This window comes from Nonomuraea rhizosphaerae (assembly GCF_019396405.1).
Taxonomy (GTDB): domain Bacteria; phylum Actinomycetota; class Actinomycetes; order Streptosporangiales; family Streptosporangiaceae; genus Nonomuraea; species Nonomuraea rhizosphaerae.
The window spans coordinates 1-14,457 of the sequence record NZ_JAHKRL010000191.1 but is presented as its reverse complement, the minus strand read 5'-3'; the positions used below and the strand labels follow the sequence as shown (position 1 = coordinate 14,457).

Below are 14,457 nucleotides of genomic sequence, written 5' to 3'. Positions count from 1 at the left end.
GGTGGTAGCAGTAGCCGCCGCGGCCGCCGATGATCCGCGCGGCCGACTCGGCGGGCTCGACCGTCGTCCGCCGGCCGAGCCAGATCTCCAGGACCTCGTAGGCGACCCGCTCGATGTGCGCGACGTGCAGCCGGCGCAGGCCCTCCGCCGAGGGCGGCGCGCCCAGCAGGTCGGGGAGTCGCAGGCGGCGCAGATATCCGGCGGTGTTCACCGGCCAAGTCTGCACTGATGGGGTGGGCACGGCCAGAGCCACTTTTACTGGCTGCGATCTGCACTGTTTGTGCACACATTGGGGAGTGCCGTCTGCACAGCCCCCTTCTAGGCTTTCGTCCGTGGGAGAGCAGCGACGCATCCTCGTGGTCGAGGACGACCTGACGATCGCCCTGGCCGTGCGCGACCGGCTGGCGGCCGAGGGGTTCGAGGTCAAGGTGGCCGGTGACGGGGAGACCGCCCTGGTCGAGTACGCCAGGGCGGAGCCCGACCTGGTCGTCCTGGACCGGCTCCTGCCCGGCCTCGACGGGCTGGAGGTGTGCCGCAGGATGCAGGCCGCCCGGCCGGTGCCGCTGCTCATGCTGACCGCGCTCGGCGAGGAGACCGACGTGCTCGTCGGGCTCGGCGTGGGCGCCGACGACTACCTGGCCAAGCCGTTCAGCATGCGCGAGCTGGTGGCCAGGATCCACGCCCTGCTGCGCAGGGTCGAGCGGGCCGTCCAGCTCGCCTCCGAGGACACCGTGATCAGGGTCGGGGAGGTGGAGATCGACACCGCCGCCCGCAGGGTGTTCGTGCGCGGGGCGGAGGCGCAGCTCACCCGTACGGAGTTCGACCTGCTGCGCCGCCTCGCCGAGCGGCCCGGCCAGGTCTTCGAGCGCGACCGGCTCCTGTCGGACGTGTGGGGCTTCTCCGAGGCCGCCGCGACCAGGACCGTCGACAGCCACGTACGGGCATTGCGCCGCAAACTGGGCTCCGGCGTCGTGCGGACCGTCCACGGCGTCGGGTACGCGTTGGTGCGGCGATGAGGCCGCTCGACTTCCTCGGCCGCATCAAGGTCAAGCTCGGCCTGGTGATCGTCCTGGCCGTCGGCACCGCGTTCGTCGTGAACGAGGTCGGCATCAACGCCGGCCTCTCCCGCGGCGTGCGGATCACCGTGGCCCTGGTGCTGGCCCTGATCATGGTGCAGCTCATGGCCATGGGCATGACCAAACCGCTGCGCCAGATGGCCAAAGCCGCTCAGACCATCGCCAAAGGCCGCTACACGCTGCGCGTCAACGCCACCTCACGCGACGAGGTCGGCGAACTGGCCAGGGCGTTCAACGCGATGGCCGCCGACCTCGGCGAGGTCGACCGGCAACGGCGCGAGCTCGTCGCGAACGTCAGCCACGAGCTCCGCACGCCCATCACCGGCCTGCGCGCCGTGCTGGAGAACGTCGTGGACGGCGTGTCCACGGCCGACCCCGACACCATGCGGACCGCGCTGGCCCAGACTGAGCGGCTCGGCAGGCTCGTCGCGCAGCTGCTCGACCTGTCCCGGCTCGACTCCGGCGTACGCCTCATCGAGGCCGACGCCGTCGAGCTCTCACCACTGCTCGAACAGGCGGTGCGCGAGGCCGCGCTGGCACGGGAGGACGTGCGGCTCCTCCCCTCCGCGCCCGCCGACCTCGTCGTGTGCGCCGACCCCGACCTGCTGGCCCAGGTCCTGGCGAACCTCCTCGACAACGCCGTACGGCACAGCCCGCCGGGCGGCTCCGTGGGCGTGACAGGGGAGGCGTCGGGCGACGGCGTCCGCATCACCATCACCGACCAGGGGCCGGGCATCCCGGCCTCGGCGCGCGGGCGGGTGTTCGAACGCTTCTCCCGGCTGGACGCCGGGCGGGCGGCCGACTCCGGCGGGTCAGGGCTGGGGCTGGCGATCGTGAAGGAGATCGTCGAACTGCACGGCGGTTCGATCCGGATCGGCGACTGCGCGGGGTGCCGCATGATCGTCGAATTACCAGGGAGGACGACGATGGCGGGTGTGCCGTTGGAGCGGGAGCAGGCGTCGGGGGATGACGTGCTGGTCGCTCCGCTGACCGCCGGGGGAGTGGAGGAGCCGGGTGTCACCGCGGGGGTGCCTGACGAGAGGGTGCCTCCCGAGGTGGTGATGGAGCCCGCGGGTGCTGTTGTGGGGGAGGTCATTCTCACGGCTGAGGCTGATGTCACCGCCGATGTCACCGCCGAGGTCCCGCCGTCCGTGCTGACGGGGGCCGTCACGCACCCCGTCCCCACGGCCCATGCCGCCGTTCAGGTCGTGGCGTCCCAGGTCGTGGCGTCGCCGGTCGTGGCGTCGCAGCAGCAGATGTCCATCGGGCGGCTGGGGCGGATGCTCGCCGGCGGTGTCATCGGGCTGATGGTCGGGTTCCTCGTCGGGCTGTTCGCGGCCGTCTTCGTCAGCGTCACCATGAACGACGGGGCGGCGCTGGTCACGCTCGTGCTGACCACGGCCCTCGTCGGGGCCATCGGGGTGTCGCTGGGGGCGGGCACAGGGCGGCGGGGGTCCGCGAACGGCCAGCCGTACCCGCCGGTTCTGATGGGGACGGGAGGACAGATGGCAGGAACACCCGCGACCGGCCCGCAGGCCGGCGCATCACACGTCGGCACGTCACAGGCCGGCACTGCGCACGTTGGTGCGACGCAAGTCGGCGGGTCCGCTGGACACGTCGGGCCGGGGTACGGCGCCGGGCTTCAGGGGCACGGTCCGCAGGTCTACGGGCCTCAGCCGCCGCCCCCTCCCTACGTCCCGCCGCCGTTGTTCCCGCGCCCCGACCTGCCCGAGACGCCGCGCTGGCTGTTGCCGGCCGCCGCGGGGGCCGGCGTGTTCGCGGCCGTGGCGCTGCCCGACGCGCAGGTGGGACTGGGGTTCGTGCTGGTCACGATGGTGCTGGGGGCGGCGGCGCTGCCCGCGGTGCTGCGGCGGATCACGCCGTGGACGATCGCGTTCGGGCTGATCGCGTACTGGCTGGTCGCCATGGCCGCGGTACGGGACGCCGACTGGCTGGTCGGGCTCCTGTTCCTGGCCGGGTGCGGCCTGCTGGCGCTGGCGGTGTCCGGTGCCGGGTTCGGCTGGCTGGGCGTGATCAGGGGCGGCGTGTCGGTGCTGCTCGCGCTGGGGCCCGTACCGTACTTCCTGGGCAAACCGCTGAAGCGGCTGACCGCCAAGCGGCGCATCCTGCCCACGCTCGCCGCGCTGGGCATCACGGCGGTGCTGCTGCTGGTGTTCGGGCTGCTGTTCGCCTCGGCCGACCCGGTGTTCGCGTCCTACCTGGAACGCCTGACGACCACCCCGGACTGGGCCGAGTCGGTGCCGCAGCGGATCTTCCTGTTCTTCATGGGCGCCGTGCTGCTGGCCGCCGTGGTCCTGGTCGCGCTGCGGCCCGTGGTGGACCCGATCGGGCCCGACGTCAAGGTCAGAGTGACCAAGAGCGTCTGGCTCGTCCCGCTCACCGCGGTGAACCTGCTGTTCGCGGCCTTCGTGGCGATCCAGATCACCACGCTGTTCGGCGGCAACGCCTGGGTGCTGAGGACCGCCGGGCTCACCTACGCCGAGTACGCCAGGCAGGGGTTCTTCCAGCTTGTCATCGTGAGCGTGTTCGTGCTGGGCATCGTCGCCGTCGCGGGCGGCCTGCTCAAGACCGAGCGACGCGAGCGCTGGGTGCTGGCCGGGCAGCTCGGCGTCCTGTGCGCCCTCACCATGGTCGTGCTGGCCTCGGCACTGCACCGCATGGACCTCTACACCGACGCGTACGGACTGTCGCGCCTGCGCCTGTCGGTGGAGGCCACGGTGTGGTGGCTCGGCGCCCTGTTCGCGCTCGTCATGCTGGCGGGCGCGGCGCGCATGGCCGGCCGTGGGTCCGGCTGGCTGCCCCGTACGATCGTGCTGGTCACAGGGCTGGGCCTGGGCGCGTTCGCGATCGTCAACCCGGACCTCCAGGTCGCGCAGACGCAGCTTGAGGTACGCGGCGTGCTCAAGATGGACGCCGACTACCTGGGCGACCTCGGCGCCGAAGCCGTCCCCGCCCTGGACCGGCTGCCGGAGCCGCAACGGAGCTGCGTGCTGCGGGACGTGATCACCACCAACGGCCTGGACCGCCCGGACCCGTGGAACGGGTGGAACCTGGCGCGGTCACAGGCCCGCGAACTGCTGGCCAAGCGGCCGGTGGGGGACACGTCCACGTGTGCCTCGGTGGACCGCTCTGACTGACGGGCGGTGGGCGGCTGCCTGACCCGAACCACCCCAGCCGCCCACCGACCACCTTCACGCGACGCCCACCGCCAGCCCTGCCGGCCACCTTCCCGCTCACCACATCCACCCCGCTTCCTCCGCTCACCGCGCCCGGCCGGCTCCCCTCCCTGGGAACGGTCACTCGCGTCGGTGGCCGGTGACCGGATCGGCCGGGCGTGTGTCCGCTCACCGCGCCCGGCTGCCTCCCCTCTCCGAGGCCGGTCACTGACGTCGGCGGCTGGCGACCGGACCGGCCGGGCGTGTGGCGGACCGGATCGGGTTTAATCCTTGAGTGGCTTTCGATGTGATCATCAGCGCCGGACACGTCCTCGACGGGACCGGCGCGCCGCCGTACCGGGCCGACGTGGCGATCACCGGCGACCGGATCACCGCGATCGGCCACCTCGACGGCGCCGAGGCCGCCTCCGTGGTGGACGCCCAGGGCCGGTTCGTCGCCCCCGGCTTCATCGACTGCCACGCCCACGGCGACGCGATCGTCTTCGACCCCGCCGTACAGCTTGCGGCGCTACGCCAGGGCGTGACCACCTTCGTCCTGGGCCAGGACGGTCTGTCCTTCGCCCCAGGCTCCGCCGAGACCGTCGCCTACGCCTCCCGCTACTTCGCCGCCGTCAACGGCCCCCTTCCCACCCACCATCACCCCCACGACCACCACGCCCCGCCCTCGCGAGCCGAGCACACCGCCCACCCCTCGGGGCTGCTCGCCGCCGAGCCCGCCCCCCACCCTCAGGGGCCGCTCACCGTGGCGGAGCTGCTCGCCGCCTACGACCGTTCCGTGGCGCTCAACACCGCCTACCTCCTCCCGCACGGCACCATCCGCTACGACGTCATGGGCCCCTCACCCGACAAACCATCACCGGACGACCTGTCCCGCATGCTGGCCCACGTCGAGCGCGGCCTGGCGGACGGCGCGGTGGGCCTGTCGAGCGGCCTGGAGTACCTGCCCGGCCGCTACGCCACCGCCGAGGAACTGGCCGCCCTCTGCACCCCCCTCGCGGGCCTCCCGTACGTCACCCACATGCGCGCGTACGGCGAACAAGCCGGGGTCGGAATGTCCGAGGTCGTCGAGATCGCCCAGCGTTCGGGCGCGGCGGTGCACGTCTCGCACCTGCACGGTCCCGCCGACACGCTCCTCCCGCTGGTGGAGCGCGCGCTGGCCGGCGGCGTGGACCTGACCTACGACACCTATCCCTACCTGCGCGGCAACACGATCCTCGCCATGGTCGTGCTCCCGCCCGAGGTCCCCGGCGCGGAGCCGGAGCGCGCCGTGGAGCTGCTGCGCACGAACGAGCTGGACGCCTGGTGGCCGAGCCTGGAGCAGACCTGGCCGCGGTTGACGATCTCGCACGCCCCCGGCCTGGAGTGGGCGGAGGGCCTGGGGCTGGTGGAGGCGGCCGGGCGGGCGGGGGTGGCGCCGCACGAGTTCTGCCGCCGCCTGCTCATCGAGACCCGGCTGGAGGCGGGCTGTGTGACGGCCCGCCCCGACGAGGGTCCAGAGGGGGAGGAATCGGTCCGCCGTGTCCTCCGCCACCCCTCGCACATCGGTGGCTCGGACGGCATCTATGTGGGTGGCCATCCGCATCCGCGCGGATTCGGGGCGTTCGCCCGGTTCCTCGGCCGCCACGTGCGTGAGCTCGGCGACTGGACCTGGGGGCAGGCGATGGTGCACCTGGCGTCGCATCCCGCCCGCCGCTTCGGGCTGCCGGACCGTGGCCTGCTGCGCCGCGGTTGTGTGGCGGACGTCGTCCTGCTCGATCCGGCGACGGTGGCGGACCGCGCCACGTACGAGAGCCCCCGCGCTCCGTCGATCGGGGTGGACGACGTGTTCGTGTCGGGCGTACGAGTTCTGGCGGACGGCGCCCTCACCGGCAGGACCCCAGGACGGGCCATCCGCCCGCGTTAGGAGCAGCATGCCGATAGAAGCCGAGCTCAAGGCCCGCGTTCACGATCCGGTGAAGGTACGCCAAGCCCTGCGCGAACGGGCGATGCCGGAGGAATGCCGCTACGCCGACACGTACTACGACTCTCCGGCGCGCCCGCTCACCTCCTCCGACCGCGAGCTGCGCGTCCGTACGGTGACCACGGCGCGGCAGATCCGCACGATCCTCACGTACAAGGCGCCCGCCATCCACCAGCCCACCCGCTCGAAGCCGGAGACCGAGACGGAGGCCGCCGACCCCAAGGCGTTGGACACCATCCTGCGCGCGCTCGGCTACGAGCCGGTCATCTCGTACGAGAAGCACTGTACGAACTGGAGCTACCGGACGTCCGGCCGTCGCCTGCTGGCCAGCCTCGTCACGGTTCCCGAGCTGGACGGTACGTGGCTGGAGATCGAGACCCTGGTCGACGACGCGGCCGATCTGGCGGGCGCATTAGAGGTGATCCGAGCGGAGATGTTCAGCCTGGGGATCGAGGAACACGACCTCACGACAGAGCTGTACACCGAGGCCGTGGCGCGGAGTCGCGCGGGCTGAGCGCTCAGGGCGGCCGTGGTCAAGGATGCGCACGTAACGGCGCCAAGCCCCGCGAACCGGAGGAGCGTGCCCCTGGAGGGAGGCCCGCCCCGTACGTTGGGTGGGGCCGGCCCATGCCGGCCGTAAAAGAAGATCATTGAGATAGGGTCAGACGCGGACAAAGGGGGTGTTGTGCGGGAAATCCACGAAACCGACGGAGAGCCGATCGACGCCGGAGCATCCACGCAGGCCGGGGGCGGCGAGCGGCTCGGGGGCGGCGAGCGCGTACCGGGCGGCGAGCAGTTGGGCGGCGAACAGCTTGTGAGCGGAGAGCCGCCCGGCGGATCCATCTTCGCTGGAGAGCTGCCTCTCCCACTCATGGTGGTGCACAGAGACGCGCTCGAGCACAACATCGCCACCATGGCCACGTTCGCCCGCGATCACGGCATGGAACTCGCCCCCCACGCGAAAACCCACATGTCCCCTGAGATCGCCGCGATGCAGCTCGAAGCGGGCGCCTGGGGGCTGACCGTCGCGACGTCCAGCCAGGCCATGGCCGTCCGCGAGTTCGGCGCGTCCAGGATCATGGTGGCCAACCAGCTCGTGGACCCCGCCGGCCTGCGCTGGGCGGCGCAGGAGCTGGCCGACGACCCCGGCTTCGACCTGCTCGTCTTCGCCGACTCCATCGCAAGTGTCGACATCCTGGCCAAACACGCTCAGAGCAGGCCGTTCGGCGTCCTGGTCGAGCTGGGCCACGAGGGCGGCCGGGCCGGATGCCGCACGCTGGAGCAGTTCCTGGAGGTCGTCGCGCACGTCCAGCGCACCGACGGCGTCGAGCTGCTCGGGGTCGCCGGGTACGAGGGCGCGCTGCAGTCCGCCTCCGATGTCCGGAAATACCTCCGCAGACTGGAGGAAGCCGTCGAGCACCTCCGCGTGAAGAATCCCATTCTGACCGTCGGCGGCAGCCAGTGGTTCGACATCATCGGCCGCGAACTCGTCGCCTCCCAGGCCAGGATCGTGCTGCGCAGCGGCGCGTACGTCAGCCACGACGACGGCTTCTACCGCGAGCACACCCCGTTCAACCGCATCCCCGGCGAGCTTCGCCCGGCCCTGGAGGTGTGGGCGCACGTCCTGTCCACGCCCGAGCCCGGCCTGGCCATCGTCGGCCTGGGCAAGCGCGACGCCTCGTACGACGAGGGCCTGCCCATCCCCAGACGCGGCGGCGTCACGGTCGTGCAGATGAAGGACCAGCACACGATCGTCCGCGCCGACGGGCTCAAGCCGGGTGACCTGCTGGCGTTCGGCATCTCGCACCCGTGCACGGCGTTCGACAAGTGGCGGACGATGCCGGTGGTCGATCGCGACTATCGTCTCGTGGGCCGGATAAGCACGCGTTTCACCTGATCAGGAGAGCTTTGTGAAGAAGGAACTGAGGACCACCGAAGGCGCGGCCCCCGTCGGCGCGTACTCCCAGGGCCTGGTCGTGGGCGACTTCGTCTACACCTCGGGCATGGGGCCGCTGCACCCGGAGACCGGCGAGGTCGTCGGCGACGACGTGGCCGCCCAGACCCACCAGGTCATGCGCAACCTCGGCGCCATCCTGGCCGCGCACGGGCTCGGCTTCGACGACGTGATCAAGGCCACGGTGCACCTGCAGCACGTCAAGCGCGACTTCGCCGCGTACAACGAGGTCTACAAGTCGTATTTCAGCCGGCCGTTCCCGGTTCGCACCACTGTCGGATCGGACTTGCTGGACATTCTTGTCGAGATCGACTTCGTCGCGCACAAGAGTGCGTAAGAGCGCGTAGGGCCGGGCTGGAGGACGGTTAAGGTCGAGGCTGTGGACAGTTCGGTGTACGTCTTCGTCGAGGATCTGCGCGGCGAAGGCGTCGAGCGGGTGCTCGACAGGATCAGCGGGTACGGCGTGGCGGGCGTCACCGTGGGCGCCGTGCACCACGCCTCCCGTGACGTCACCCCGCACGGTCTGTCCCGGCTCACGCTCCGCCACGACGGCGCCCATTTCGTCCCGCCCGCGGACCTGTTCTCCGGATTGCGGCTCAGGCCGACGGCCGGGTATCAGAACGCTTTGGACGGTGTCCGCGAAGCCTGTTCGCAAAGAGGGCTGAAGCTCCACGGATGGACGGTCTTCCTGCGCAACGCCACGATCGGCACCCAGCATCCGGACGTGACCGTACGCGACTGCTTCGGCGACCGCGGCTCCCTCACCGACCTGTGCCCGGCTCATCCGGATGTGCGGGAGTACGCGGTGGCGCTGGCACGAGCGGTCGCCCGGCTCGGCGTCGACAGCGTCGTGGCCGAGTCACTGCACTTCAGGCCGCTCAAGCCGCAGCGCTCCTTCGTACCGCTCGGCCCGATGGACGCCTATTTGTTCGGCCTGTGCTTCTGCGACTACTGCATGCGGAGAGCGACCGATCTGGGGGTCAACGCCGAGGTCGCGCGTGACGAGTGCGCCAGGATCGTGGGCGGCGTGTTCGACGGCGACCCGCCGGCCCAGGGCGAGGTGACCAGGGCCGCGCTCACCGCGTACGCCGGTCCGGAGGTCGTCGCCTACGCCCGCGCCCGCTCCGAGACCGTCACCACGCTGGTCTCCGAGGTGGCCTCGGCGGTGGCGGACGAGGGCTCCAAGCTGGTGTTCATCGACTCGACCGGCGCCGTCAAGGGCTACACGGACGGGCTCCCGTCACCCGGCCTCGCCGCACATGACGCCTGGCAGCTCGGGGTGGACCTGGTGGCGCTGGGCGACCTCGTGCCCGCGTTCGGGGTGCTCGCGTACGCGCGGGACGCCGCGAGAGTGGCCGACGACGTGGGCGCGTACCTGCGGTCGGTGGGCAAGGACCGCGAGGTGCGGGCGGTGCTGCGGCCCGGCTACCCCGACAGCGACTCGACGGACCGGCTCGTCGCAAAGGCGCGCGGCGCCAAGGCGGCGGGGGCGCTGGCGGTGGACTTCTACGCTTATGGGCTGATGCAGTACCCGGTCCTGGACCGCATCCCCGCCGCCCTGTCCGAGGCTCTCTGAACGGCCCTGGGATCCTCTGAGCGGCCGTGGGGTCGTCTGGGTGGCCCGAGGGCGCTTTCAGCAAGTACGTGCCGCTAAGCGGTCACTCCACCCAGCACAGCCGAAACCGTCTGGTTCGCGAAGTCGTCCGGCAGCGGCGCCCCCCGGAACACTGCCCTGATCCACACCGCCCCCGCCAGCAGATCCACCACGAGCATCGGATCCACCGATCGCTTGAGCTCCCCCCGCCGGACCGCCCGCTCGAAGATCTGCCGCTCCCGCGCGAACCGGTCGGCGAAGAACCTCCGCCCGTCCAGCTCGGGATGCCGCACGGCGGCCCCCAGCGCGGCCACCGCGATCTCCCTGGCCGGAGGCTCCGTGAGCAGCCGCACGATCCCTTCCACGAGCGCCACCAGATCACCCCGCAGACTCCCCGTGTCCGGCGGCTCGAACTCCAGCAGCTCCGCCTCCACCAGCGCCGCCCCCAGCAGCGCGGCCTTGGACGGCCACCACCGGTAGATCGTCGTCTTGTTCACCCCGGAACGCTCGGCCACCCCCTCGACGGTCAGCCCGTCATACCCCTTCTCCGCGACCAGTCGCAGCGTCGCGTCGAAGATTTCCCGTTGTTTCCTCGGCGCCATGTGCTCATTTTCTCCCGGCGAACGCCGTGATCACTCCCAGCCCCAGATACACCACCCCGCTGATGTGCCGCAGCGCCCTGGCCCGCCGAGCCAGCCGTCCCCCCAGCGCGCCCGCCGTGAGCGCGTACACCACGTCCGACACCAGCCCCATGACCAGCAGAGTCACGCCGAGCAGCACGATCTGGAGCGCGGGCGGCCCCGCCGACGGCTGCACGAACTGCGGCAGGAACGCCAGGAAGAACAGCGTCACCTTGGGGTTCAGCACGTTCACCACGACGCCTTCGAGGAACACCTTGCGCAGCGGCTGCGGCGGCAGCGCCCGCGCCCCGGCTTCCTCCTTGCCCATGAACGCTCGTATCCCTAAATAGACGAGATAGGCGACACCAGCCCACTTGACGATCGCGAACAGCGTCGCCGACCGGGTGATCACGTACGACAGCCCCGCCGCGGCGGCCGTGATGTGCACCAGCGTGCCGGCCTCCACCCCGAACGCGCTGGCCAGCGCCGCCGCCCTGCCCTGAGCCAGGCCGCGGGCGGTGATGTAGAGGTGGTTCGGTCCAGGAATGAGGACCAACGCCAGGGATGCGCTCAGGAAGAGCAGGAAAGTCGACCAAGTAATCATGACCATCACCATAAAGACGCATTGGTACGTCGATAAGAACCAATAGGCATCCAGCTTCATGGACCAATCGGAATGTCGGCGGCACGTGGCATAGTTGCTGCCGTGAACGGTCTCCTCGTCGGGCGCGCTGCTGAGCTGGCAAGACTCGCGCGCGTGCTCGAATCCGCCGCCGAGGGCACCGCCGGGGTGTCGCTGGTCGGCGGCGACGCGGGCATCGGCAAGACCCGCCTGGTGGCCGAGCTGGTCGCCGAGGCGCGCTCGAGCGGCTTCAACGTGCTGGTCGGGCAGTGTGCCGAGCTGGGCGACACCTTGCCCTACCTTCCGCTCGCCGACGCGTTGCGCGGCGCCGAGCCGGCCATCCGCGAGGCCGCCACCGCCCACCCGCTGCTCGGCCAGCTCCTGCCCGGCATGGAGAGCGCGCCGTCGGCGGGGCTGACGCAACAGCGGTTGTTCGGGTCGCTGCTGGGGCTGCTCAACGAGGTGCAGCCGGTGCTGTTCGTGATCGAGGATCTGCACTGGGCCGACCGTTCGACCCGCGATCTGCTGGTGTTCCTGAGCCGAATGGTCCAGACCGAGCGCGTTTGCGTCGTGGGCACGTACCGGACGGACGACCTGCATCGCCGCCATCCGCTGCGCTCTGTACTGGCCGAGCTGAAGCGGCTGCCCAGCGTCACGCACGTGGAGCTGGGCCCTCTCGACTCCGGCGAGATGTCAGACTATGTCGCCACTCTCGGCGCCCTCGACGCCCAGGAGCTCGGCGTGATCGTCACGCGCGCCGACGGGAACCCGTTCTACGCCGAAGAGCTGTTCGCCGCCCTGGCCGAGGGCGACAGCCTGCCCGACGGCCTGGCCAGCCTGCTGATGTCCCGCGTCGAGGTGCTGTCGGAGCCGGGCCAGCGGGTGCTGCGCGCCGCCGCCGTCGCCGGCCGCCGCGTCGAGGACGAGCTGCTGCGCGAGGTCTCGGGCCTTCCGCTCACCGACTTCGAGGAGGCCGTACGCGAGATCGTCTCGCGCGGGCTGCTCAGGGTCGACGGCTACGGTTACACGTTCCGCCACGCCCTGCTGCAGGAGGCCGTCTACACCGACCTGCTGCCGGGGGAGCGCACGAGGCTGCACGCCGCGTTCGCGAGCCTGCTCACCTCGCCCGCCGAGCTGGCCCACCACTACCTGGCCGGTCACGACCTCGCCGGCGCCCTGCGCGCCTCCGCCGAGGCCGGTCGCCTGGCCGAGCGGCTCGGCGCGCCCGCTGAGGCCCACCGCCACTACGACCGCGCGCTCGGCCTGTGGGATCGAGTCGCCGAGGCCGAGACGCTGGCGGGCGAGGGCCGGGCCGCGCTGGCGTTCCGCAGCGCCGTCATGGCCGCTGACAGCGGCGACAACCACCGCGCCGTCCAGCAGCTCCGCGCCATGCCGCCGACCTCCGAGGTCAGCGAGCGGCTCGCGTACTACCTCATCGAGCTCGACGACCAGCCCCGCGCCGTCGCCGCCGCCGAACGCGCCGTCGAGGCCGCCGACGACCAGGCCACGCTCGCCCGGGCCCTGTCCACACTCGCCCGCACGATCACCTGGAGCACCCGCCACACCGAAGCCCCTGTCATCGCCCGCCGTGCCATCGAGACCGCCCGAGCGTGCGGCGCCCGCGACGCCGAGGTGGGCGCCCTGCTCATCCTCGCGATACACGCCGAGCACGAGGGCGACATGGACAAAGCCCACTCCCTCGTCGAGAGCGCCACCGCCGAAGGCTCCGGCCAGCTGGCCATGGACCTGCGCGCCCGCTTCCACCACGGCCGCATCCACTACGAACAAGGCTTACTGGCCGAAGCCGCCGAAATGGCCGACGAAGGCATCCGGATCGCGATCGACGCCGGGCTGAAGTGGAGCACCTACGGCACCGACCTGCGCTTCCTCCGCTTCCTGATCCACTACGTGGCCGGCGAATGGGACGAGGCCGAGTCCATGGCCGCCGGCTTCGGCGCCCGCGTGGGCACGCTGCCGGAGGCGACCCTGTCGTCGTTCGCGCTGTTCATCGAGGTGGCCCGCGGGGCGCCCGCGGTCGACGACCGGCTGAACTGGCTGCGCATCTTCTGGTCAGACCTGCTCGTGGTGTACATGTCCCGCGGCCAGGCCGCCGAACACGCCCTCTGGCGCGGCGACCCGGCCACCGCCCTCGAACACGTACGCGCCGCCCTCGACTCCCTCGACCCGGGCGACCCCGGCGCCCTCCGCGTCGTCGCCGTCGGCCTGTGGGCACTCGCCGACCTCGGCCGGGCGGACGGCGCCGACGACCTGCGCCACCTCGCCCGCTTCGCCGTCGAATCAGGCCCCATGGGCGAACGCGGCCCCATGGGCCCCGAAGGCCAGGCCTGGGCCCTGCGCGTGGAAGCCGAATGGCACCGCGCCCACGGCCGGCTCGACGTCGACCTGTGGCGCCAGGTGGTGGCGGCCTTCGACTTCGGCTTCGTCTACGAGGTCGCCCGCGCCCGCTGGCGCCTCGCGGAAGCCCTCCTGGCGGCCGGCGACCGTACGGGGGCGCAGTACGAATGGGACCTCGCCCGCTCCGCGGCACAAAAGCTCCGAGCTGTGCCCTTGGAGACTGCTCTGGATGAGTTCGGCCGCCGAGCCCGCTTCGCCGCCAGCCACGGCGACGGCGGCCTGACCGCACGGGAACTCGAAGTACTGAAGCTGGTGGCCGAGGGCCTGACCAACCGGGAGATCGCCGAACGCCTGTTCATCGCCCAGAAGACGGTGAGCGTCCACGTATCCAACATCCTGGGCAAACTCGAGGTCGCCACCCGCACCCAGGCAGCGGCAGCCGGCCGCGACCGAGGCCTCCTCTGACCCCCCAGCCGCCGCCCACCGACCTCAACCCTGGCTCAGCTCGTCCTCGCACCCGACGCGAGATCCCGAACCACCTGAATAAGCTCCGCCGGATCAAACGGCTTGGTCAGATAGGCATCCACCCCGATGCCCTTCCCCCGCCGCTTGTCGTCGTCCTGCGCCCGAGCCGTGATCAACACCACCTTGATGTGGCGCGTCGCCTCCTCGGTCCGCAACCGCTGCGCCGTCACCCACCCGTCCAGACACGGCATCATCACATCAAGGGTGATGACATCGGGCATGACGTCGAGCACACGATCCAGACAATCCTGCCCATCGGTGGCGGTAGCGACCTCGAAGCCCTCAAGGCTCAGGTTGACCGCGATCAGCTGACGGATGACCTCGTCATCGTCCACGACAAGTACTCTGCCAAGAACCTCACCCACGGCGGCAAAGCTACCTGTAGTGCCGCGGTCACGTGCGGTTTTCGTGTGATGTGTGGCTGGACCTTTATCGTGGTGCAGAGTGGTGGGGTGTTACTGGTAGCCTTGTGACGCGTCGAGCCCCCTTAGCTCAGGGGATAGAGCACCGGCCTCCGGAGCCGGGTGCGTAGGTTCGAATCCTACAGGGGGCAC

General features: G+C 71.1%; 13 protein-coding genes and 1 tRNA gene. 9 read left to right on the top strand and 5 right to left on the bottom strand.

Annotated features, from left to right (window positions below; all coding sequences use genetic code 11):
• On the bottom strand, positions 1 to 211 hold a 211-nt coding region (locus tag KME77_RS29170), incomplete at its 3' end, for an arylamine N-acetyltransferase (protein ID WP_308250630.1).
• A 121-nt stretch (positions 212 to 332) separates the two neighbouring features.
• Between KME77_RS29170 and KME77_RS09365 the strand changes: the two genes are divergently transcribed.
• From KME77_RS09365 to cyaB, 4 genes are all read left to right on the top strand, one after another.
• The gene (locus KME77_RS09365; protein WP_308250629.1) at positions 333 to 1,016 is read left to right on the top strand and encodes a response regulator transcription factor; all 684 of its coding nucleotides are present in this window, start codon (positions 333 to 335) and stop codon (positions 1,014 to 1,016) included.
• Positions 1,013 to 4,234: a DUF4153 domain-containing protein gene (locus KME77_RS09360; protein ID WP_219464015.1), complete on the top strand. Its 3,222-nt coding sequence runs from the start codon at positions 1,013 to 1,015 to the stop codon at positions 4,232 to 4,234. Before KME77_RS09365 ends, KME77_RS09360 begins: the two co-directional genes overlap by 4 nt.
• A 313-nt stretch (positions 4,235 to 4,547) precedes the next feature.
• Entirely contained in the window at positions 4,548 to 6,176 is a 1,629-nt protein-coding gene (locus tag KME77_RS09355; protein ID WP_219464013.1) for an N-acyl-D-amino-acid deacylase family protein, read from the top strand.
• Positions 6,177 to 6,183: 7 nt separating this feature from the next.
• Positions 6,184 to 6,747, top strand: a complete 564-nt coding sequence (gene cyaB / locus KME77_RS09350; RefSeq protein WP_219464012.1) for a class IV adenylate cyclase — start codon at positions 6,184 to 6,186, stop codon at positions 6,745 to 6,747.
• A 147-nt stretch (positions 6,748 to 6,894) separates the two neighbouring features.
• Here cyaB and KME77_RS09345 read toward each other — a convergent pair whose 3' ends face one another.
• Positions 6,895 to 7,116, bottom strand: a complete 222-nt coding sequence (locus tag KME77_RS09345; protein ID WP_219464011.1) for a hypothetical protein — start codon at positions 7,114 to 7,116, stop codon at positions 6,895 to 6,897.
• Here KME77_RS09345 and KME77_RS09340 point away from each other — a divergent pair.
• Genes KME77_RS09340 through KME77_RS09330 form a run of 3 tightly spaced genes read left to right on the top strand, consistent with a single transcriptional unit; the run spans position 7,105 to position 9,763 of the window.
• Positions 7,105 to 8,130, top strand: a complete 1,026-nt coding sequence (locus tag KME77_RS09340; protein ID WP_219464009.1) for an alanine racemase — start codon at positions 7,105 to 7,107, stop codon at positions 8,128 to 8,130. The genes KME77_RS09345 and KME77_RS09340 overlap by 12 nt on opposite strands.
• A gap of 13 nt (positions 8,131 to 8,143) precedes the next feature.
• A complete protein-coding gene (locus KME77_RS09335) occupies positions 8,144 to 8,524 on the top strand; it encodes a RidA family protein (RefSeq protein WP_219464007.1) in 381 nt (126 codons plus the stop codon).
• 42 nt (positions 8,525 to 8,566) lie between these two features.
• Entirely contained in the window at positions 8,567 to 9,763 is a 1,197-nt protein-coding gene (locus tag KME77_RS09330; protein ID WP_219463998.1) for a hypothetical protein, read from the top strand.
• A 74-nt stretch (positions 9,764 to 9,837) separates the two neighbouring features.
• Here KME77_RS09330 and KME77_RS09325 read toward each other — a convergent pair whose 3' ends face one another.
• Positions 9,838 to 10,383 (bottom strand): TetR/AcrR family transcriptional regulator, encoded by a 546-nt coding sequence (locus tag KME77_RS09325; protein WP_219463992.1) that lies wholly within the window; start codon positions 10,381 to 10,383, stop codon positions 9,838 to 9,840.
• A 4-nt stretch (positions 10,384 to 10,387) separates the two neighbouring features.
• On the bottom strand, positions 10,388 to 11,005 hold the full coding sequence (locus tag KME77_RS09320; protein ID WP_219463990.1) for a LysE family translocator: 618 nt from the start codon (positions 11,003 to 11,005) through the stop codon (positions 10,388 to 10,390).
• Between the two features lie 102 nt (positions 11,006 to 11,107).
• Between KME77_RS09320 and KME77_RS29785 the strand changes: the two genes are divergently transcribed.
• Positions 11,108 to 13,843 carry an ATP-binding protein gene (locus tag KME77_RS29785; protein WP_308250628.1) on the top strand — a complete coding sequence of 912 codons (2,736 nt, stop codon included), beginning with the start codon at positions 11,108 to 11,110 and terminating at the stop codon, positions 13,841 to 13,843.
• A gap of 35 nt (positions 13,844 to 13,878) precedes the next feature.
• On the opposite strand, the gene KME77_RS09310 is transcribed toward KME77_RS29785, so the two are convergent.
• On the bottom strand, positions 13,879 to 14,268 hold the full coding sequence (locus KME77_RS09310; RefSeq protein WP_219463986.1) for a response regulator transcription factor: 390 nt from the start codon (positions 14,266 to 14,268) through the stop codon (positions 13,879 to 13,881).
• A 116-nt stretch (positions 14,269 to 14,384) separates the two neighbouring features.
• On the opposite strand from KME77_RS09310, the gene KME77_RS09305 reads away from it, so the two are divergent.
• Positions 14,385 to 14,456: transfer RNA gene (locus tag KME77_RS09305), tRNA-Arg, on the top strand.
• The last annotated feature ends 1 nt before the right edge of the window (position 14,457 follow it).

Excerpts from the sequence above, each read along its gene's own strand:
- KME77_RS09340 (WP_219464009.1), top strand. The coding sequence starts at position 7,105 with ATGGTGGTGCACAGAGACGCGCTCGAGCACAACATCGCCACCATGGCC.
- cyaB (WP_219464012.1), top strand. The coding sequence starts at position 6,184 with ATGCCGATAGAAGCCGAGCTCAAGGCCCGCGTTCACGATCCGGTGAAG.
- KME77_RS09360 (WP_219464015.1), top strand. The coding sequence starts at position 1,013 with ATGAGGCCGCTCGACTTCCTCGGCCGCATCAAGGTCAAGCTCGGCCTG.
- KME77_RS09320 (WP_219463990.1), bottom strand. The coding sequence starts at position 11,005 with ATGATTACTTGGTCGACTTTCCTGCTCTTCCTGAGCGCATCCCTGGCG.
- KME77_RS09325 (WP_219463992.1), bottom strand. The coding sequence starts at position 10,383 with ATGGCGCCGAGGAAACAACGGGAAATCTTCGACGCGACGCTGCGACTG.